18 protein-coding genes, 1 tRNA gene and 1 pseudogene are annotated in these 20,853 nt (G+C 63.0%); 14 read left to right on the forward strand and 6 right to left on the reverse strand.

Annotated elements, in window-relative coordinates:
* The gene (locus FJ434_RS18245) at positions 1 to 798 is read left to right on the forward strand and encodes an ABC transporter permease subunit (RefSeq protein WP_140713211.1); all 798 of its coding nucleotides are present in this window, start codon (positions 1 to 3) and stop codon (positions 796 to 798) included.
* Between the two features lie 549 nt (positions 799 to 1,347).
* On the opposite strand, the gene FJ434_RS18250 is transcribed toward FJ434_RS18245, so the two are convergent.
* From FJ434_RS18250 to FJ434_RS18265, 4 genes are all read right to left on the reverse strand, one after another.
* Entirely contained in the window at positions 1,348 to 2,058 is a 711-nt protein-coding gene (locus FJ434_RS18250) for a GntR family transcriptional regulator (RefSeq protein WP_140750586.1), read from the reverse strand.
* 156 nt (positions 2,059 to 2,214) lie between these two features.
* Positions 2,215 to 3,690 (reverse strand): amidohydrolase family protein, encoded by a 1,476-nt coding sequence (locus FJ434_RS18255; RefSeq protein WP_140750456.1) that lies wholly within the window; start codon positions 3,688 to 3,690, stop codon positions 2,215 to 2,217.
* Positions 3,680 to 4,876 carry an amidohydrolase gene (locus FJ434_RS18260; RefSeq protein WP_140750454.1) on the reverse strand — a complete coding sequence of 399 codons (1,197 nt, stop codon included), beginning with the start codon at positions 4,874 to 4,876 and terminating at the stop codon, positions 3,680 to 3,682. Before FJ434_RS18260 ends, FJ434_RS18255 begins: the two co-directional genes overlap by 11 nt.
* Before the next feature lie 40 nt (positions 4,877 to 4,916).
* Positions 4,917 to 6,287, reverse strand: a complete 1,371-nt coding sequence (locus FJ434_RS18265) for an amidohydrolase family protein (protein WP_140713205.1) — start codon at positions 6,285 to 6,287, stop codon at positions 4,917 to 4,919.
* 164 nt (positions 6,288 to 6,451) lie between these two features.
* Here FJ434_RS18265 and FJ434_RS18270 point away from each other — a divergent pair, with 164 nt between their 5' ends.
* The 9 genes and pseudogenes from FJ434_RS18270 to FJ434_RS18310 form a co-directional block, all read left to right on the forward strand.
* Positions 6,452 to 8,023, forward strand: a complete 1,572-nt coding sequence (locus FJ434_RS18270; RefSeq protein ID WP_140750452.1) for an ABC transporter substrate-binding protein — start codon at positions 6,452 to 6,454, stop codon at positions 8,021 to 8,023.
* A gap of 119 nt (positions 8,024 to 8,142) precedes the next feature.
* A complete protein-coding gene (locus tag FJ434_RS18275) occupies positions 8,143 to 9,108 on the forward strand; it encodes an ABC transporter permease (RefSeq protein WP_140503964.1) in 966 nt (321 codons plus the stop codon).
* Positions 9,108 to 10,007, forward strand: coding sequence for an ABC transporter permease (locus FJ434_RS18280; RefSeq protein WP_140503790.1), 900 nt, complete (start codon positions 9,108 to 9,110; stop codon positions 10,005 to 10,007). Before FJ434_RS18275 ends, FJ434_RS18280 begins: the two co-directional genes overlap by 1 nt.
* Positions 10,007 to 11,731, forward strand: coding sequence for an ABC transporter ATP-binding protein (locus FJ434_RS18285; protein WP_140750450.1), 1,725 nt, complete (start codon positions 10,007 to 10,009; stop codon positions 11,729 to 11,731). Before FJ434_RS18280 ends, FJ434_RS18285 begins: the two co-directional genes overlap by 1 nt.
* 11 nt (positions 11,732 to 11,742) lie before the next feature.
* Entirely contained in the window at positions 11,743 to 13,185 is a 1,443-nt protein-coding gene (locus FJ434_RS18290; RefSeq protein WP_140750448.1) for an amidohydrolase family protein, read from the forward strand.
* 84 nt (positions 13,186 to 13,269) lie between these two features.
* Complete coding sequence (locus FJ434_RS18295) at positions 13,270 to 14,040, forward strand: aspartate/glutamate racemase family protein (RefSeq protein ID WP_140750446.1); 771 nt, start codon at positions 13,270 to 13,272, stop codon at positions 14,038 to 14,040.
* Entirely contained in the window at positions 14,037 to 14,696 is a 660-nt protein-coding gene (locus tag FJ434_RS18300; RefSeq protein ID WP_140503783.1) for an ankyrin repeat domain-containing protein, read from the forward strand. Before FJ434_RS18295 ends, FJ434_RS18300 begins: the two co-directional genes overlap by 4 nt.
* A gap of 45 nt (positions 14,697 to 14,741) precedes the next feature.
* Positions 14,742 to 15,968, forward strand: a complete 1,227-nt coding sequence (locus FJ434_RS18305; protein ID WP_140503782.1) for a cyanate transporter — start codon at positions 14,742 to 14,744, stop codon at positions 15,966 to 15,968.
* A gap of 14 nt (positions 15,969 to 15,982) precedes the next feature.
* Positions 15,983 to 16,321 (forward strand): annotated as a pseudogene (locus FJ434_RS18310) (integrase); the annotation flags it as partial.
* A gap of 38 nt (positions 16,322 to 16,359) precedes the next feature.
* On the opposite strand, the gene FJ434_RS18315 reads toward FJ434_RS18310, so the two are convergent.
* Positions 16,360 to 16,449: transfer RNA gene (locus FJ434_RS18315), tRNA-Ser, on the reverse strand.
* A gap of 445 nt (positions 16,450 to 16,894) precedes the next feature.
* Between FJ434_RS18315 and FJ434_RS18320 the strand changes: the two genes are divergently transcribed.
* The 3 genes from FJ434_RS18320 (at position 16,895) to FJ434_RS18330 (ending at position 18,635) form a co-directional block, all read left to right on the forward strand.
* Positions 16,895 to 17,563 carry a 50S ribosomal protein L21 gene (locus FJ434_RS18320; protein WP_140509965.1) on the forward strand — a complete coding sequence of 223 codons (669 nt, stop codon included), beginning with the start codon at positions 16,895 to 16,897 and terminating at the stop codon, positions 17,561 to 17,563.
* A gap of 97 nt (positions 17,564 to 17,660) precedes the next feature.
* Positions 17,661 to 17,930 carry a 50S ribosomal protein L27 gene (rpmA, locus tag FJ434_RS18325; protein WP_015315190.1) on the forward strand — a complete coding sequence of 90 codons (270 nt, stop codon included), beginning with the start codon at positions 17,661 to 17,663 and terminating at the stop codon, positions 17,928 to 17,930.
* Positions 17,931 to 18,047: 117 nt separating this feature from the next.
* A complete protein-coding gene (locus FJ434_RS18330) occupies positions 18,048 to 18,635 on the forward strand; it encodes a GNAT family protein (protein WP_140750444.1) in 588 nt (195 codons plus the stop codon).
* A 183-nt stretch (positions 18,636 to 18,818) separates the two neighbouring features.
* On the opposite strand, the gene FJ434_RS18335 is transcribed toward FJ434_RS18330, so the two are convergent.
* A complete protein-coding gene (locus tag FJ434_RS18335) occupies positions 18,819 to 19,688 on the reverse strand; it encodes an endonuclease/exonuclease/phosphatase family protein (RefSeq protein ID WP_140750442.1) in 870 nt (289 codons plus the stop codon).
* Between the two features lie 132 nt (positions 19,689 to 19,820).
* Here FJ434_RS18335 and obgE point away from each other — a divergent pair, with 132 nt between their 5' ends.
* Positions 19,821 to 20,852: a GTPase ObgE gene (obgE, locus tag FJ434_RS18340; protein ID WP_140713149.1), complete on the forward strand. Its 1,032-nt coding sequence runs from the start codon at positions 19,821 to 19,823 to the stop codon at positions 20,850 to 20,852.
* Position 20,853: the final 1 nt, after the last annotated feature.

A 20,853-nucleotide genomic window follows, 5' to 3' on the forward strand; every position in this document is an offset into this window, starting at 1 on the left:
ATGCTGGTCTGGTCGCGCCTTGGTCGGATCGTGCTGTGGATGCTCTTCGCGCTGATCTTCGGCGTGCTGTTCCTGGCGCCGCTGGCGGTCATTCTTTTGTCCAGTCTCGCCGACCAATGGAACGGTGTGCTGCCCAATGGCTTGACGACGGAGCACTACGCCGACGTCGTCAAGGGCGCGGCCTGGAATTCGGTCAAGGCGAGCCTCATCACCGGCTTCCTGGCCAGCGCCCTGGCGCTGGTCAGCGGCACCTGGGCGGCCCTTTCGCTTCGCCTTCATGCGCATGCCTTAAAGCGGCTGCTTGGCCTGTTGTTCTTTGTCCCCAGCGCGGTGCCTTCGGTATCCGTCGGGCTTGGCCTGCTGGTTGCGTTCAGCCATCCGCCGCTTCTGTTCAACGGCACGGTAGCGATCGTCATGATCGCGCATTTCGTGCTGATTTCGGCTTTCACTTTCGGCAATGTCTCGGCCGGGCTGGCACGGCTTTCGCCCGATTTCGAACAGGTGGCGTCGAGCCTTGGCGCCAGGCCGGCCTACCGGCTCTGGCATGTCACGCTGCCGCTGCTCGCTCCCTATCTGGTCGCTGCCTTCGGCTTAAGCTTCGCACTCTCCATGGGTGAGCTTGGCGCGACCGTGATGGTCTATCCGCCAGGCTGGGTGACGCTGCCGGTGGCGATCTTCAGTCTGACCGACCGCGGTGACATCTTCAACGGAGCGGCGCTCACCATGATCCTGGTCGCCGCAACGCTGATACTACTGCTTGGTCTCGAACGAGTTACCACGAAGGCGGTTGGCAGGTAGGTCGCGTGGAATGCTCGAGCTTGCGGAATATCCTTAGAGCGAGCGGAGGATTTGCTCGAAGGCTTGGCCGAAGCACTGGCCACTGCGTAGAGTGCCTTCGGCCAAGTGGCCAGCCGACCTCGCCCGCCTCAGGCCGCAATCACCTCAACATCCAATTCGTCGGCAATCGCGTTGACGATCCGACGCAGTTCGCGGCCAAAGCTTCCGTAGCCGGTGAGGCGATCTCGGAAGCGCGGAAAGGCAGCCCAACCTGGCGCCGGGCCAGCGGATCCTTGAGCGCGACGAAATGTAGGTCGCGCTACGAGGCTGGCAGTGAAAGCCGCGGCAGCACCGGTGGGTACATTCGCAGGTACGGTCTTGTTCGCTGGTTGAACTGGTGGCCAACAGCAACTGGCAACGCGGAATAACGCTGTGCCATCAGCGAATTCTGCGGCCAGGATGTGCTTGCCAGCTTCGCCGCGCCGAGACGGAGCGTCTCCAAGGTTCGGCGCTGATGGTATTTACGCAAAACAACCACGATACGCCGTGCAGCCGGGCCCATCCAATACCTCACAGGCCTTCCTCCCGTGCGTAGGCGGCGAGGAGATCGGGAAAATCATTTCCTGGATTGGCCTTCAGCAGCGCGCGCGTGGTGATTGCATCGATATGATGCTCCATGAGGGCAATCGCCTTGTTCCGATCAGCCTGCGCGAGCGCGGCGATGATCTCACGATGTTCCGAGACGGCGCAATCGGCCGAATGCGGCCGTCCGTAAAGCGACAGAATGAGCGACGAGCGTGATACGAGTTCCGTGACATAGCGCACCAACAGATCGTTTTCCGTCAGCATGGCGAGGAGCACGTGAAATTCTCCGGCCAGTCGAACCGATGCCGCGGTGCTGTTGGCTTTTGCTGCATCTTCCGCGGCGACATGGGCTTCGAGTTGCCGGATCGTCTGCGGTGTAAGCTTGCCGATCAGCGTATCGATCGCCAGAGCCTCCAATGCGCGCCGCACCGCAAAGATGTTGCGGCCGTCGTCAAGGCTTGGCTCCGCCACGCAGGCTCCCTTGTGCGGACGCAATTCAACCAGGCCCTCGCCGTTCAGCCTTGCCAATGCCTGCCTGACGATGGTGCGGCTGACACCCAACCGTTCGCCAATCGAATCCTCGGGAAGTTTGGTTCCCGCCGTCAGCGCCTGATCGAGTATTGCGCGTTTCAAGGTGCGATAAACCGCATCGGATTTGGACCCGGCAGATTTCTGGTTACGTATCGTCAGTGTCATGGCCGATCCTGAGTTCATGTCCAAGCGCGCACGAAGAAAAGCATTCGCAAAGCAAGAGTTTAGAAAAGTTGCCAGCCCGCCGTCGAGGTCATAAGGCCGCCGGCCTGCATGCCGGCAAATCATTTCCAATTGCCGGCAGGTGTTTGTGTAAGACTCTCATGCCACGAATGTCCGATAGCTGGGTGGAAAAATCTCCGCAATGCCGGGATGTTGCCAGGTGCGTTGCGGATAGCGATGTAGAAGGCGCTCGAATTGGGCCTGCGCACGGCCGTGGGCCGTTTCGAAATCGAAGCCGGCGATCGTTCCGGCGCTCATCACCGTGCGGCCGTCGATGATGACAGTGTGCACGTCGCGCCCGCTCGCGGATGTCATGAGGCAGGCAATCGGATCGACCACTTGGCCCAGGTGATTGCCGGACAGGTCGAACACGACGATATCGGCGGCTGCCCCCTCCTGCAGGCGCCCGAGATCGGGCCTCCCAAGCGCATCGGCGCCGCCGGTTGTCGCGGCGTCATAGAGGTCGGCTGATTTCGGCGTTTCGAGATTGCCGGCCATGATCCGGCCGAGCATCAGGCCAAGCTGCATGTTCAAGACCATGTCTGGCGGCCAGGTATCCGTGCCCATGCCGATGCGCAAACCCTGGCTGCGGAGCCGCGCGAAATTGTCGAGCGCCGCGCCATGCCGCGCCATCACCAGCGGACAATGGACCAATGTCGCGCCGGAGTTGGCGATGATACAGAGATCGTCGTCGGTGGCATGGGTCCCATGCGGCAGCAACGCCCTGTCATCGAGAAAGCCGATGTCCTGAAGCCAGCGGACCGATGTCGTGCCGAACCGGCCACGCATCGTCTCGACCTCGAACGAAGACTGGCAGCAGTGGAGGCGGACAGGCACGTCGAGATCGCGCGCTGCATCGGCGGTCCGGCGCAACAGGCCGGGGGTCCAGAATTCCACCCGGTCCGGCGCGAGCATCGTGCGCACCAGCCCGCCAAACCGGCTCTCATGCTTCTCGCAGAAGGCTATGGCCTGTTCCAAACCTTCCAAACCGAGCCCTTCATCCACCTCGACGACGACGCTGCCATCCGCTTCAACGACGGAGTGGCCGGCGCGAAAGGCTGGCCCGAGATAGACGCGAAGTCCCAATTCCGCGGCGCTTTGCGCGGCGGATGCGAATTCGTCCGGTGTTTCGTTCCAGGCGCGATAGAACAGCGATGCGATCGGCAAAGCGGTGGTGATGCCGTTGCGGATCAACTGCGCGAAAGCATAGCGTTTCTGAAAGGCCAGTTCGTCGGGGTCCAGCATTTCGACAGGCCCGGCTTCTACATAGTCGCGCGGCCAGACGCGGCCCTTCTTCCAGCCCGGCTGATGATCGAGACCGCGCACGCCGGTGTCCAGGTCCGAAAGCGCGTCCAGATCGATAAACCCCGGACCGATCAGAGCCATGCCATGATCGATCCGCCGCTCTACCGGCCCGGCATAATGATGGCCGACGAAGAGGATCGTGCCGTGCTCATGGACGATCTCGCCGTTTTCATAGAGGACATGGCGTCCGTCACGGTGGCCGACAACCCAGCGCGCGGTGAGCAGGGTAGGACCATCGTCGCGCCGGTTCGTCTGATGGCTATGCGGCATCAGGCAGGTCTCCGGCCAGGACACCGTCGCGCACAAGCACGCGCCCGCCATGGATAACCGTGCGCTTTTGCGGGGTGAGGGCGACGGCTTCGGCAAGGGTCCGCGCGCCAACCAGCACGACATCGCCATGGCACCCGGGCGAAAGCCCATAGTCGGTCAGGCCGATGCCCTCGGCGCCGCCGAAGGTGCAAATGCGTGCCGTCTCCTCGAGGTCGGCATCATTGGTCATGCCGTTGCGCTGCGCCAGATATTTGGCACGCTCCAGCATGTCGCCATTGCCCCATGGCTCCCAGGTGCCCTGGATGCCGTCGGAGCCGGACGCCATCACGAGGCCGGATTGGCGCATCATGCGCAGCGGCACCGCCGGCGCGGACGGGCTGCCGACGGTCATGACGGCGATGTCTTGAGCGACGAGCGCGTCGACCTGCGCGTGCTGCCTCTGTGTATCCAGCATGCCGAGGCAATAGGCATGGCTCACCATGACGCGGCCCTGGAGGGACAGCGCCCGGGTGCGTTCGACGATCAGTTCGAGGCAGAAGGCGCCCAACTCTCCCGGCTCGTGCAAATGAATGTCGATCGGCTTGCCGTACCGATCGGCGAGCGCGAAAATCGCGTCGAGATGGCGCACTGGGTCCCGCTCGATCGTCGCCGGGTCGATGCCGCCGACGATGTCGGCACCCGCCTTCAGCGCACTCTCCATCAGCGCCAGCGTGCCTTCGCGTCCGAGCATGCCGCTTTGCGGGAAGGCGACGATCTGCACGTCGACCAGCCCTTTGAAGGCTTCCCGCGTTGCTACGACGCCCTCGATGTTGGCGATGCCGATTTCCGTGTCGACGTCGACATGGCTGCGGATATGCGTGACGCCGAAAGCCAGCGTCTGCAGGATCTGGCGCGCTGACTGCCTGCGTCCGTCGATGCCGAGTTCCCGCTTGGCCGTCCGGTCGGCGAGGATCCTGTCGTTGCGGGTGGGGCCGACACGATTGTGAAACCAGTCCATGCCGACAAGCGTCTTGTCGAGATGCGTATGCGCCTCGACCAAGCCGGGCAGGGCGATGTGCCCGCGCCCATCGATCTCGTGTGCCGCTTTCCCGCCGGTTGCTTGCGCGAACCGGCCGTCGCGAATGTAGAGATCGGTCACGGCGCCGCCCAGTGGCCTGACATTGCGAATGAGAAGGTCTTCAGTCATCTGGGTCTCCCCCTGTTTCCGGTCCCGGCTTGCCACGGGCCTATGCCAGCCCGGCGCGGTTCATCATCAGATGGAAGGCCCTTTCGGCGCGATCCAGAATGGCATCCTCATCACGTTCGACGAGCTTGCGTGCGCGCATCAGGATGCGGCCGTCGACAATCGTCGTATCCACGTCCGCACCGTTGGCGAAGCGTGCTAGCCTTTGCACGGGATGCGCCGGTGGCCACAGATGCGGCTGGCGCATATTGACCAGGATGATGTCAGCGCGCTTGCCCAGCTCCAGCGAGCCGATCTCGCTTTCCATCGACAAAGCGCGCGCGCCTTCGATGGTCGCCATCTCCAGCAGCTGCATCGGCGGCAAGACTGCGTCGTCCCTGAAATGCCGGGCATGGTAGCGGTGCGCCTGGAACATGTTGCGGAACATGTCGAAGGAGCGGTCGGGTGCCGACGCGTCCGTGCCGAGCGATACGGTGACGCCGTCCTCCATCAGTTCTATCGCCGGGCAGCGGCCGGAGACCGACATCAGCGCACTTGGATTGTGCGCCACCTTGGCGCCGGTGTCTTTCAGCGCGGCAATGTCGGCTTCGGTCAGTTCGACGCAATGCGCCAGCAGCGAATGTCCATCGAACAGCCCGAGCCGCTCCGCATTAGCGGCGATAGACCCCCCGCGATGCCCGTCCTGTATGAGCAGCATACCCTTTTCCCGAGAAAAGTCGCGCACTTTGCGCGATAGATTGTATACTGCCGGATCTTCGAGCTCGCGTGCGGTGAAAACTGGAAGGGTAATCGCGAGCCGCAAACGACCGTTGCGGTCCTGCCAGTCGTCGACAAGTCTGGCGCACACGGCCAACTGGGCCTCCGGCGAAACGGAGATGTCCGCACAGGGGCTTCGTGAGTAGTCGCGATAGACGTGGGCCGCGCCCGGCCGGTTCGGACCGACACCGAGTATCTCGCGCACGCCCATCCCGGCGACGGCGGCCAGATGCGCCTGAGCCGCCTCGGGCGCCTCGGTGCGCATAATATCCGGCCCGCCGCCAAACAGCAGCGCGGCGGTGGTCGTGCCGCATTTTATGCGCTCAAGCGCTGATAATGCGCCTTCCGCAGCCCAGAATTCGCTGTCGGTTGCCTCGGCATAGATACGCCCGGCCGTATTCATCCATGCTTCCGAATCGTCTCCCAGGCCCTTGGTCAACATGTGGCCCGCATGGGCGTGTGTGTCGACGAGTCCCGGCATCACCACCATTCCGGAGGCGTCGATGCGTGTTGCATTCGTGTCTGGCGCGGGCGGCGCGCAATCGCCGATCGCGGTGATCCGGCCATCCTCCATCAGGACATGACCCTTCGAGAAAATCCTTCGCCCTGCGTCCATGGTGACGATCACGCCGTTTTCTATGAGCAGAGCCTTGGTCATCGGTATTTCCCATTCCGGAACGGCATTTCAGTGCTTTTGCACATGCGAAAGCGAAATCGCAGACAGCAGACTTGATATTGTGCACGAGATGTGTACGGTGTCCACGGGGATAATCGTATCCAATCTGAACGGAAATTGGTATACAAAAGAAATGGGAGAAGCGTGTGAAGAAGTGTATTAAGGCCCTCCTGGCGGGGCTCGCGATGGTCATGTCGGTAACGGCGCCGTCGCTTGCGCAGACATTGCGCTGGTCGTCGGCGGGCGACGTCATCTCGTATGATCCGAACGCCCAGGTCGACAGCTTCACCCAGAGTGTCCAGAACATGGCGTTCGACGCTTTGGTGCGCCGCAACAAGGACATGACCATAGAGCCGGCGCTCGCGACCTCCTGGGAGACCGTCTCGCCGACCCGCTGGCGCTTCCATCTGCGGCAGGGCGTCAAGTTTCACGAAGGCCAGCCTTTCAATGCCGACGACGTGGTCGCCACCATCCAGCGCCAGATAGATCCGGGTGCACGCAACAAGGAAAACCTCTCCGCCGTCACCGGCGTCGAGAAGATCGATGACTACACGGTCGACATGACCTTGCGCGGGCCCTATCCGCTGCTGCTGAACGATCTCGTCGCCATCTACATGATGAGCAAGCCGTGGATGGAGGAGCACAACGCCCTCAAGCCCGGCAATGCCTCGACCGGCGTCGTCACCTATGCCAGCAACCATGCCAATGGCACGGGCGCGTTCAAGCTGGTCAGCTACGAACCGGACTCGCGCTCCGTCTTCGCCGTCAACAAGGATTGGTGGGACAAGCCCCAGCACAATCTGACAGGTGTCGAATTCCGCCCGATCGCGTCGGCCGCCACGCGCGTCGCCGCGCTGCTTTCGGGAGAGTTGGACATGATTGCCCCGATTCCGCTGCAGGATATCGACCGGATCACAAACACCCCGGGCCTGAAGGTGGTCGAGAACCCGTCCCTGCGCGAGATTTTCCTCGGCTTCAGCTACCGGCCCGAACTTCATGCTGAGCCCGGCAAACCCAATCCGCTGCTGAACCTCAAGGTGCGCCAGGCGCTTTGGCATGCGGTCGACCTGAACACCATCCAGAAGCGGCTGATGCGCGGAAAGTCCCGCACGTCGGGCATGCTGGTCGCGCCCGAGGTCACCGGCTACGACAAGTCGATCGACGTGCCGCTGGACTATGATGTCGCCAAGGCGAAATCCCTGCTGGCGGAAGCAGGCTATCCCGACGGCTTCAAGGTCGGGCTGGCCTGTTCCAACGACCGCTATATCGCCGACGAACAGATCTGCCTGGCGATCGCTTCGATGTGGGCCAAGATCGGTGTCCAGGCCGACGTTCATGTCGAAAGCAAGACAACCTATTTCCCGCGCATGGACAAAGGCGATCTTGACATCTACATGCTGGGCTGGGCTTCCCTGCCGCCAATGGACGGCTACAGCGTGCTGCAGGCCCTGCTGGCGACCAATGACGGCAATTTCGGCGGCAGTAATCCTAATGGCCTTTCCAATGCCAAGATCGACGAACTGGCCCGTTCGGCTTCGACCGAACTCGATGAGGCCAAGCGCGTCGAGATGCTGAAGGAAGCCTTCAAGATCACGCATGACGAAGCCCTCTATCTGCCGCTGCATCAGCAGCCGGTGGCCTGGGCGATGAGCGACAAGGTCGACATGCCGCAATTCCCCGACGAATACGTGCGTCCCTGGTTCGCGCATATGAAATAGCTGCTGAAACCACGCCGCCGGTGTGTGCCCACGAAAGCGAAGCCGCTTTTGCGCACGCCCACCGGCGGCCGGTGCAAATCCCATCCGGCTCGATCCGCGCTTCCTACAAGGTATTCCTGATGATCCGGGTTCTATCGGTAAGATTGCTTCAGGCCATCCTCGTGATGGCTGCCGTAACTGCCATCGCCTTCATCATGTTCCGCTTTGTCGGCGACCCTGTCGCCACAATGGTGCGTGAAGGAGCCAGCCAGGCCGAGAAGGACGCATTGCGCGCCACGCTCGGCCTCGACAGGCCGCTTCTGGTCCAGTTCCTCGGCTTCGTGGGGCGTGCGCTCCACGGCGATCTGGGAACGAGCTTTCGCTATCAGGAATCGGTCGTCAATCTTCTGTTGACCAGGCTTCCCGCAACGCTGGAACTGGTGGTGGTCGCGACCGTCATGTCGCTGGCCATCGGCATTCCGTTAGGGATCGTGTGCGCCTTGAGGCCGAACGGCTTCCTGTCGCGGCTGATCCAGTCGCTGTCGCTGGTCGGCATTTCGATGCCGACATTCGTTACCGGCCTGCTGCTGATCCTGATCTTCGCCGTCAACCTTCGCTGGCTCCCCTCATCCGGACGAGGAGACCTCGTCGATCTCGGCTTCTGGAAGACCGGCTTCCTGACGGCTTCCGGCCTGAAATCGCTGATCCTGCCGTCGATCACACTGGCCTTGTTCCAACTGACGCTGATCATGCGCCTGGTGCGCTCCGAGATGATCGACGTGCTGTCTTCGGACTATATCCGTTTCGCCTTCGCGCGCGGTCTGCCTCGCACCTACATTTATGGACGTCTGGCGCTGCGCAACGCATTGATGCCGGTCGTAACCGTCACGGGCCTGCAGATCGGCCAGCTCATCGCCTTCGCCATCGTCACCGAAACCGTCTTTCAATGGCCGGGCATGGGACTGCTCTTCACCAACGCCGTCAGTTATCCGGACATCCCGGTTCTTGCTGCGTATCTCCTCTTCGTCGGCTTCCTGTTCGTGCTGATTAACATGCTCGTCGACATGCTCTATGCCTTCATCGACCCCCGGCTGAGGACAAGATAATGGCGACGAATGCCACCCTGCTGCGCAGGCTTCCGCCCGTCTCGGTGATGATTGCCGGCCTGGTCCTGGCGACCATGCTGGTGCTGGTGATCTTCGCCCCGCTGATCGCGCCGATCGATCCGCGTGACGTCTCCTCCTATTCGCTGATCGACATGGAAATTCCACCTGTGTTCATGGACGGTGGCGATCCGCGCTTCCTGCTCGGCACCGACAACCAGGGGCGCGACCTGGTGTCGGTCATCTTGTTCGGGTTGCGCATATCTGTCCTGATCGGCGCCGGGGCGGTGCTGCTGGCCGCCGCGATAGGTGTGGCGCTCGGATCGATAGCCGGCTTTTTCGGCGGCATCATCGACAGCATCGTGATGCGGATCGCCGATGTCCTGGTCAGCTTCCCGACGATCCTCGTCGCGCTTCTGATCAGCGGCATCGCCCGCGCGCAACTAAGCGCCGAAACCGTGACGAGCTGGGCTCCGCTTATCCTGATCTTTGCGATCGCGATCAATGAATGGGTGCAATATGCGCGCACCGTGCGGGCATCCAGCATGGTGGAGATTTCCCGCGACTATGTGCGGGCCGCCAAGGTCATCGGCCTTCCGTCTGGCCGGATCATGATGCGCCACATCCTTCCCAATGTGATGAGCTCGGTGATGGTGATCGCCACCATCAACCTCGCCGGCGCTATCCTGACCGAAGCCACGCTGTCATTCCTGGGCGCGGGCATGCCGGCCACCTATCCCTCGCTCGGCACGCTGATCCGCATCGGCAACGAGTTCCTGTTCTCGGGTCTGTGGTGGATCGCCGTGATGCCCGCCATCGTGCTGGTGATTCTGGTTCTGGCCGTCAACGTGATCGGCGACTATCTGCGTGATCGCTTCAACCCCAAACTGATGACGAACTGATGGAAAACGCAATTTCGCCCGTCCTCGACATCCGGAACCTGCGGGTCGAATATCCGCTTGCCAACGGCAGCGTCCTCGCCGCGGTCGACGACATCGACCTGACGATCTTACCCGGCGAGATTCATGCACTGGTCGGGGAATCCGGGGCGGGAAAAACGACCGTCGGCAACGCGCTGATGGGTTTGCTGCAGGCGCCCGGCAGGATTGCCTCGGGCGCCATCACCATAGCGGGCAAACCGATCGACATCCGCACCGGCCGCACCAAGGGGATCATTCCTGGCCGCGACGTCGGCGCGATCTTCCAGGATCCGATGACCAGCCTGAACCCGCTTTTCACCATGGAAAGCCAGCTGTGCGAGGGCATGCTGACGCATCTGAAGATCGGGCGCCGCGAAGCCCGCGACCGCGCGCTCGACCTGATGAAGGCGGTCGGCATTCCCGAGCCGGAGCGGCGGCTTGGCAGCTATCCGCATCAATTGTCGGGGGGGCAGCGCCAGCGCGTTGTCATCGCCACCGCGCTCGCCTGCGGTCCCAGGTTGATTGTCGCGGACGAGCCGACGACGGCGCTCGACGTGTCGGTGCAGGCGCAGATCCTCAAGCTGATCCGCGATCTCGCCGATGACCGCCGCGTCGGTGTCCTGCTGGTGACCCACAATATGGGCGTGGTGGCGGAAATCGCCGACCGCGTGACGATCATGCAGAACGGTTGCGTGGTGGAAAGCGGGCCCGCGCGTGATGTGCTGGCCAAGCCGAAAGCACCTTACGCGCGCACGCTGATCGGAGCCGTTCCGCCGATCGACATCCGGCTCGAGCGCCTGCCGGTGCCGAGCGAGGAGACGAAAGCAACGCTGGAGGCGCGCCAGGCCGTGCGCAGCAAGAATACCGGCGGCGCCACAAGCGGCGGTGGTGAGGCCAAGCTGACGGTGCGAAACCTGTGCGTGGAGTACGGCCAGCGGTCCTTCATCCCGGGCCGCAGGGCATCGGTGTTCAAGGCTGTGAAGGACGTGTCCTTCGATGTGCGCCGTGGCGAAATATTCGGACTTGTGGGCGAGTCCGGCTGCGGCAAGACCACCGTCGCCAACACCATCGCCGGTCTTGTAACGCAGAGTTCGGGAACGATCGATTTTCAGGGCACGGCGCTTGGCGCGCGTCGCGACAAATCCGTTCGCCAATCTCTGCAGATCGTGTTTCAGGATCCTTATTCGGCCCTCAATCCGAGGCTGCGGATCAACGCGGCCATCGCGGAACCGATCCTGTTCTACAAGCTCGCCTCGAACGCGGCGGAGGCGCGGCTGGATGCCGAGACGCTGCTGGAGGCGGTCGGGCTTCCGGGCGATGCGGGCACGCGGTTCGCCCACGCTTTTTCCGGCGGCCAGCGCCAGCGTATCGCGATCGCAAGGGCGCTCGGCCCACGGCCATCCCTGCTGATCTGCGACGAGCCGACCTCGGCGCTCGACGTATCGGTGCAGGCGCAGATCCTGAATCTGTTGAAGGACCTACGCGATCTCGCGGGCCTGTCGATGCTGTTCATCAGCCACGACCTCGCGGTGATACGTCAGATGTGCGACCGCGTCGCGGTGATGAGACAGGGCGAGATCGTCGAACTTGCGGACGCCGAAACGCTGTTTACCGCTCCCGCCCATGAATATACGCGGGAATTGCTGCGCCTCGCGCCCTCGCTCGACCGCGTCCTGTCCAGAGAAAATGCTCAAGCGAGCCTGTGAGAGATAGCAGCATGACAGATGTTCTGATCAGGGGCGGCACCGTCATTGCAATCGATCCCGAACGGCGGATCATCGCCAATGGCGCCGTCGCCATAAAAGGCGATCGCATTGTTGCTGTCGGCCGCGCGGAGGATGTGGCGACAGCCCATCCAGCGTGCAAAACGATCGATGCCACTGGGATGGCCATCATGCCCGGCTTCGTCGACAGCCATGCTCATGCCGGGCATGGGCTGATCAAGACGTTGGGCGGCGGACGCAGTGATCTCTGGTACCGGGCATGCCAAGGGGCCTACACGGCGGGCTCGACGCCGGAGTTCTGGCACGCGGAGGCGCAGCTTGCCGCGCTGGAGCGCCTGCGGTTCGGCGTGACGACCGGTGTGTCCCTGCTGGGTGGCGGCGATTCCGTCATGCGCACCGACGACCCGGCCTATGGCAATGCGCATATGGAGGGCGTGCTCGGCATCGGCACGCGTTCCGTCGTGGCCGTCGGCACGACGCGCCCGCCGCATCCCCTGACCTATGCGCGCTGGGAAGGCTCCAGCCGCACGGACTATCCGGTATCGTTCGACCAGCAGCTTGCCACTTGCCAACAGCTGGCCGACCGCTGGCATGGCACTCACGAGGATCGCCTGCATGTCGCCCTGCTGACGCCGACCGTGCATCAAGAGCATCTCGATGGTCCCGGCGCCGGGGATGCCATGGCGCAATCGCGAAAGGTCAAGCGGATCGCCGAGGAGCGCGGCCTGGTCTTCACCCAGGATGGTCATACCAAGGGCAGCGTGAAGATCGCCCGAGAGATCGGCGTTCTCGGACCGCGCACGCTGCTCTCGCATGCAACCGCTCTTACTCAAGAGGAAATCGCCATCTGCGCCGAGACCGGCACCAGCATCGTGCACAATCCCAGCGCGGTAGCCGCCATTCTGGCACGTTGCCCGGTGACCGAACTCCTGGACGCCGGCGTCACGGTCGCCATCGGCTCCGATGCGACCGCACCAGATCGCTCGGCGGATATGTTCCGCCACATGCAGCAATGCATGCACTACCACCGCACCTACTTCCACGACCCAAGCTGGCTTCCGCCGGGCAAGGCGTTGGAGATGTGCACCATCGACGGCGCGCGCGTGCTTGGGCTCGATCATGAGGTCGGATCGCTGGAGCCCGGCAAGAAGGCCGATGTGATCCTGGTCGACCTCCGACGTCCGCATCTCTACCCCGCGAACATGCCGGAATTCCGCGTCACCTATTTCGCCAATGGAAACGATGTCCACACCGTGCTGGTCGGCGGACGCGTGCTCTTGCGGGACCGCAAGCCCGTTCATGTCGATCAGGATGCCGTGCTCGATGCCGCGCAACGCGAGACGGAACTGATGATCGAGCGGCTGGGCCTGCGCGAGCTGCTCAGGACCCCCGCCAGGTTCTGGCGGCACAGCCGCGACACGGATCTGATCGAATAGGTCGATCTGGAGACGAAACAGGTCACCGGCGATCGCCGGCGGTTGCAACGCTCGTTCCGTCGGTCAGCCCTCAGGAATTATCGCATGACACGCATCGGCATCATCAATCCCAATTCGACAGCGTCGATGACGACGTCCATCGGTGCCGCGGCATCTCGGGCAGCGCAGGCAGGCACGGAAATCATCGTCATGCAGAACGAGAACGGACCTGCTTCGATCGAGGGCGCGATCGATGGCGCAATGGCGGTTCCGGGTCTTCTCGAGCGCATCGAACGCGCCGAGCAGGACGATGCCGTCGATGCCTATATCATCGCCTGCTTCGACGACACCGGGCTCGACGCCGCGCGTATGCTGACGCGCAAGTCCGTCATCGGCATAGGCGAGGCCGCGGCGCGTGTCGCGAGCATCATGGCGAGGCGCTTCACGGTCATTACGACCTTACCGGTTTCCATTTCCATTCTCGAGGACAATCTGGTCCGCTACGGCCTTTCGTCCTTCGCCACGGTACGGGCAAGCGGCATTCCGGTGCTGGCGCTGGAAGCGGACGGCGAGGCGGCATTGTCGATCATCGGCGCCGAGATTCGGGAGGCGCTCCGGGTGGATCGCGCCGACGCCATCGTCCTTGGTTGCGCCGGGATGGCCGACATGGCGAAGCGGCTGTCAGGCCTTCATTGCATCCCGGTGGTCGAAGGGGTTTCGGCGGCTGTCAGGCTTGCCGAGTTGCTTGTCGGCCTGGAATTGCACCCCAGGCCGCATGATTTCACCGCCTCCCGGCAGGGCAAGGCAGTGTCGTTCGCCGCGGCAAGGCATCCGGGTTCCGCAGCCAGCCTATCGAGGAGCTTGGCCGGATCATGAAGCGCAGAATTCTGCTGTGCGGGATCGCCGCCTGCATTCCATTGATCGCGTTGGGACAGACCATGAATGAGACGACACTTTATTCGGCGGCGGAACAGGACGACGTCGCCACGGTCAAGACGCTCGTTTCCAAGGGAGCCAGCATCGACGCGCGCGACGCAAACGGCCGCACGGCTCTTCTCGTCGCGATCCAGCGCAACAGGGTGGACGCCGCCAGGGCCCTGATCGAGGCCGGCGCTGACGTCAACGCCAAGGACAATATCAGCGACAGCCCATACCTTTACGCGGGCGCCCGCGGGCATATCGAAATCCTGAAGATGACGCTTGAGCACGGAGCCGACCTCAAGAGCACCAACCGTTACGGCGGCACCGCTCTTATTCCGGCATCCGAACGCGGGCATGTCGAGGCCGTCAGCATGCTGATTGAGGCCGGCGTCGATGTCGACCACGTCAACAAGCTCGGCTGGACCGCCTTGCTGGAGGCCATCATTCTGGCCGATGGCGGACCGCGTCATGTTGAGATCGTAAGCCGGCTGATCAACGCCGGCGCCGACGTCAATCTCGCCGACAAGGATGGCGTGACGCCGCTGCGGCACGCGCGCAAGAACGGCTACGTGCAAATGGTGAGCCTGCTGGAAAAGGCGGGCGCCAGATGAGCGGCATCGGCAAAGCCCGCACTGTACCAGAAGGTTAGGAAGACCATGTCGGGGACCACACAGCCTGCGGCCGGCAGGCAATGGAGTTTGCTTGTCCTGGTCGTATTGGTCGGAATCAACCTGCGTCCCTTCCTGACGGCGCCGGGGCCGATATTGGCCAATATCGTGGCCGACACCGGCATGGGCTACAGCAGCTTGGCCATGCTGACACTGCTGCCGATGCTGTTGATGGGTGTCGGTGCTTTTGTTGCACCAGGCATCCAGGCGGCTGTCGGGACACGCCGGGGCCTACTCCTGGCTCTTGCGGTGCTGACCTCGGGCTCGTTGATCAGGCTTGTCGCGACCGGCGGCCTGTCACTGATCCTGACAGCCGCACTTTGCGGGGCAGGGGTGGCCTTCATCCAGGCGGCCTTTCCGGGGATCATCAAGGCAAGATTTCCGGCAAGCACGCCTGCGGTGACCGGCCTCTATTCCTGCATGATCATGGGCGGCGGCGCACTCGGCGCGCGCCTGGCGCCCCAGCTTGTCAACAGTGGCTACAGCTGGCGTGCGGCACTGGCCTGGCTCGCCGTTCCCGCCGGCATCGCACTATGCGCGGCATTCCGCGTCCTGTCCGACGCCAAGGAGGCAAGGCCCGATCGCGCCTTGACCGGCCTGCTGCTGCGCCGCCCGCGGACATGGGCGCTGATGGCGGCATTCGGACTGGTCAATTCCGGCTATTCATCCATGGTTGCGTGGCTTGCACCCTATTACCAGGCGCAAGGGTGGAGCAGTGTTGCAAGCGGCAACCTCGTCGCCGTGATGGCCGTTTGCCAAGCGATCTCGGCCCTGGCGCTGCCGATACTTGCCCGCGCAAACGTTGACCGTCGACCCTGGCTCTTGCTGACCTTGTTTCTGCAGGCAGCAGGCTTTGCCGGATTGGCGTTCTTTCCGGCACAGTCGCCCATTCTCTGGGTTGGGATATGCGGCGCCGGCCTTGGTGGAAGCTTCTCGCTTGCGATCGTCATAGCCCTGGATCATTTGCCGCGACCGGAGCAGGCCGGCGCCCTGGCTGCGCTGATGCAGGGTGGCGGTTTCCTTATTGCGGCACTTGGCCCCTTTGCCACCGCTCTCTTGCATGACTGGAGCGGGAGCTTCGCCTCCGGATGGATCATGCATCTTGTCTGCGTGACGACCACAACATTCCTTTATCTGCGCTTCAATCCCAAAGGTTACGCCGAGATCATGAGGCCTGCGGGGAATTCGCCGGCTCCGTCCGCTGCGAGCCGCTGAACTCATCGGCGAAGTCTTGCGAGCGGCCGCATGAGGCGCTCGACATGAAGGCGCCAGCGGACCTGTACGCACCCTCTTCAAGAGCCTATGCCGGCTTGCAGGACTTGCACTACCCTTTCCACGACCGCGACATTCTCGTCACCAACTGCGGCCGCATCTGCTATAACAGAAAGAAGATCAACCTCAGCCTCGTCTTCGCCGGCCAGAGCGTCGGCATCAAACAGGTCGAGGACCATATCTGGCTGGCTAGCTTCATGGACTATGATTTGGGATATTTCGACGATGAGACATGCAGGCTCGAACCACTCCAAAACCCCTTCGGGCCAAAAGTGTTACCCATGTCTCCGGTATAAACCGTAACCTATGTGTCCGGAACGGACCCCGAAGGCCCTGGCGGAGAGGGAGGGATTCGAACCCCCGATGGGCTTGCACCCATGCCGCATTTCGAGTGCGGTGCATTCGACCACTCTGCCACCTCTCCGCGGTCATGGTCGGCCGTTGCCGGCGCGGCGCACTAGATAACGGCTGAACGGGCAGGTTACAAGGCCAAATCCAGCGATATTTGGCTTGCCGGACAAGCAGTGTGCTCAGGCAGGGGGTTCAAGGCGGCATCCGCCGCTCATCGGGTGGTCCGCCATTGGCGGCCTCGGCCGTCGTCGCTGTCGTCACCGGTACTCCCGGGGCGTAAGCCTTGCCGTCGTTGTCGCCGCAGAAGCTTGCCGCGGCCGCATCGCCGAGCGGCCAATAACAGCCTCGGCAATGGCTGTTTGCCTTGACTCCCACTCAACCTTCGGTTAGGGATAGCGCGCAATCGGCGTGGAGGGTTCTTCCGCGCCGCTTGTTTTTTGAACCCGCAGACTGACAAAAAGACGGCCGAACCGCCAGAGGCGGATCATCAAGGCCGACCGAACAGCGAAAGGCAAAAAATGTTCGCAGTCATTAAAACGGGCGGTAAGCAGTATCGCGTTGCCGCCAACGATCTCCTGAAGATCGAAAAAGTCGAAGCCAATGTCGGCGACATCGTCGAGATCGGCCACGTGCTCGCGCATGGCGAGGGCGAGAATGTCACGTTCGGCGCGCCGTTCGTCGATGGCGCTCTGGTCACCGCCGAAGTCGTCGAGCAGGGCAAGAACCGCACGGTCATCGCTTTCAAGAAGCGCCGCCGCCAGAATTCGCGCCGCAAGATCGGCCATCGCCAGCTTTTGACCACCGTGCGGATCTCCGAGATCCTGCTGGGTGGCGCCAAGCCGACGAAGACTGCAGCGGTCAAGGCGCCGAAGAAGGAAGCCAAGGCAGAGGCAGCCACCGAAGCGAAGGCGGAAGCCGCGCCGAAGAAGGAGCCCAAGGCCAAGGCAGCCGAGACCGCGGCCGCGCCGCTGTTCAAGGCGCCGAAGGGCGAGCCGGACGACCTGACCGTGATCAAGGGCATCGGCCCGGTCGCCGCCAAGGATCTCGCCGAGCAGGGCATCATCACCTTCGCGCAGCTCGCCAAGCTGTCCGACAAGGATGTCGCCAAGATCGACGAGCACATGCCGTTCAGCGCCGACCAGATCAAGGACTGGCGCGAACAGGCCAAGGAACTGGCGAAGAAGTAATTTTCCGGCGAAACATCAGCCGGATCGGACTTGAAACGGAACGCGAACGCGTTCATAACGCCTTTTAGGCGCCTCGCGGCGCAACGGAGTTAGTTAGATGGCACACAAGAAAGCTGGCGGCTCGTCGCGCAACGGTCGCGACTCGCATTCCAAGCGTCTGGGCGTGAAGAAGTTCGGCGGCGAAGCCGTCATCCCGGGCAACATCATCATTCGTCAACGCGGCACCACCTGGCATCCCGGCGTCAATGTCGGCATGGGCACGGACCACACCCTTTTCGCGCTCGAAACAGGCGCCGTGACGTTCAACAAAAAAGCCAACGGCCGAACCTACGTATCGGTCAATCCGATTACCAAAGCCGCGGAGTAGCCGGTTCCGCACTAGAACACCGGCGCCCATCTCGGGACCGGTGTCTGGCAAAGCCAGGAAAAGGATCAGGGGAGATGGGTTTCCATCTCCCTTTTCTTTTGCCTGGAGGACTTTGAAATGGTTGCCGAAGCGGAAGACTCAGAAGACGAAAGTTACGCGGTAGATTGCCCGGTGCTGGTCACCGAGCGGCTGGTGATGCGGGCTCCAGACGAGCGGGATATCGCGCAACTGGTCGAGCTTGCCGACAACCGTCACGTCGCCGAGATGCTGGCACGCATGCCGCACCCCTATGGCGAAGCCGAGGCTCGCGCGTTCCTCGCCATGACCAAGTCACGCCGCGCCGGCATTGCCTATGCGCTGACGCTGGCCGGCACCGACACTTTCGTCGGCTGCGCCGGGCTGAACACCACCGATCGCGGGCTGGAGCTCGGCTACTGGATCGGCGAGCCCCACTGGAAGCGCGGCTATGCGACCGAAGCAGCCCACGCGCTGGTCGATCTCGCCTTCCAGAGCACCTCGATCCAGGTGCTGCATGCCTCGACCCGGGTCATCAATCCGGCCTCGCGCCGGGTGATCCACAAGTGCGGCTTCCAGTATGCCGGCCAGGGCATGCTGAACTCGATCGTGGCCGGCCAGGTGCCGGTCGAGCGTTACCGGCTCGACAGGAAGACCTGGACCAGCCTGCGCAATTGGGTGCACTTCTGATGTGTGCTGATATTCAGGTGAGGCCGACCTGCAAATGTTGATTTTCTGCGCTTCCGATGCTCGCGTACGATAACTACGCTCCGCTCCGGTTCTCGAAAACCAATGTTTTCGGCTCGGCCTGACCTGAATCTCAACACACATCGGGGTCCAGGTCGATACCAAGGGTGCCGGGCTGGACTGGGCTCAGCCCAGTTCGACCCAGACCGGCAGGTGGTCCGAACCGCTCGCCCTCCGGTCGACCCACAGGCGCTTCAGCGAGCGGGCCAGCGACGCGCTGGTGAAGATGTAGTCGATGCGTTTGTGGCGGCTGGCGTTGGCGGGGTCCTTGGGATCGACCCAGGAGACGAGATCGTCGCCGGCGACATCGAGGCGCATGGCGGCATCGACGGCGAAGTCTGCGGTCAGCGGCATGCCGAATTCATGGTCCGGCCGGCCGGCGAGTTCAACATATTCGGGCGACCCGGCCAGCATGTTGAAATCGCCCATGCCGACAAAGGCTTCCGGATGCGGCAATTCCGGCAGGCCGATCTCGGCGACGCCGGACAGCGCGCCGCCTTCGAGCGCATAGTTCAACAGGCGCCGGCGCAGGAACTGGATCTGGCTGGCGCGTTCGACCGGACTGCGGTGATCGAGATGGATGGAATAGAAGCGGATGAAACCAAGCGGCGTCTCGATCAGCGCCTCCAGCGCGCCGCGCTGGAAGTTCATCATCTCGAAGCTGCGGCTGCGCGGCAAAAGCAGGTTGCGCGACAGATGAATTGGCGTTTTCGACAGGACCATATTGCCGAGCTGGAAGGTGGTGGTGATGGCGCGGCCATCCTCGATGCGCGAGCCGATATTGGCCTCGAAATTGCTGCCGTAGACGGCGAAATATTCGGGCAGCGCCTCGCCGATCTCGGCGACCATGTCGCGGCTGCCGTTCCTGGGGTTGTTGCGGGTGACCTCCTGCAGGGCGATCACGTCGGCGCCGCGTACGGCATCGGCAATACGCCCGACATCGTAGCGTCCATCGAGACCAATGCCGTATTGGGTGTTGTAGGTTACAAGCTTCATGCCGCAATCTCTCCGGCCAACCCCGCGTGGCCATCGTCATAAAACGGCCTCGCCCTTCGCCGCGCCTTGGTTTAGAGCAAGGCCCAAGGTTTAGAGCAATGCCGCAAGGCCAATAAAAGAAACTGCGATCCCATGAAATTTCTCGATCAAGCCAAGGTCTATGTCCGCTCCGGCGACGGCGGCGCCGGTTCGGTGTCGTTCCGCCGCGAAAAATTCATCGAGTTCGGTGGGCCGGATGGCGGCGATGGCGGCCGCGGCGGCGATGTCTGGCTGGAAGCGGTTGACGGGCTGAACACGCTGATCGACTATCGCTACCAGCAGCACTTCAAGGCCAAGACCGGCGTCCACGGCATGGGCCGCAACATGACCGGCGCCAAGGGCGCCGATGTCACGCTGAAGGTGCCGGCCGGAACGCAGGTCTTCGAAGAGGACAATGAGACGCTGATCTGCGACCTCACCGTTGTCGGGCAGCGGTTTCTCCTGGCCAAGGGCGGCAATGGCGGCTTCGGCAACCAGCATTTCAAGACCTCGACCAACCAGGCGCCGCGACGCGCCAATCCCGGCCTTCCCGGCGAAGAACTCAACATCTGGCTCAGGCTGAAGCTGATCGCCGACGCCGGGCTGGTCGGGCTGCCGAATGCCGGCAAGTCGACATTCCTTGCCGCCGTCACCGCGGCAAAGCCGAAAATCGCCGACTATCCGTTCACGACGCTGCATCCGGGCCTCGGCGTCGCCCGCATCGACGCGCGCGAATTCGTCATCGCCGACATTCCAGGTCTGATCGAAGGCGCGCATGAAGGCGTCGGCATCGGCGACCGCTTCCTCGGCCATGTCGAGCGCACGCGCGTGCTGCTCCACCTGGTTTCCGCGCAGGAGGAGAACCCGGGCAAGGCCTACAAGACCGTGCGGGCCGAGCTCGAGGCCTATGGCCACGGCTTGACCGACAAGGCCGAGATCCTGGCGCTGAGCCAGGTCGACACGCTCGACGCGGACGCGCGCAAGAAGAAGGTCGCTTCCTTGAAGCGCGCCGCCGGGCGTGCGCCGATGCTGCTGTCCGCTGTCACCGGCGAAGGCGTCGAGGCGGTGCAGCGCGCGCTGATGGCGGTGATCGCCGAAGCCCGCGCGCAAATTGCCGCCCCGGTCGAGACGCGCTGGGAAAAGTAGG

It is taken from the genome of Mesorhizobium sp. B2-5-13 (assembly GCF_006440535.1).
Classification (GTDB): domain Bacteria; phylum Pseudomonadota; class Alphaproteobacteria; order Rhizobiales; family Rhizobiaceae; genus Mesorhizobium; species Mesorhizobium salmacidum.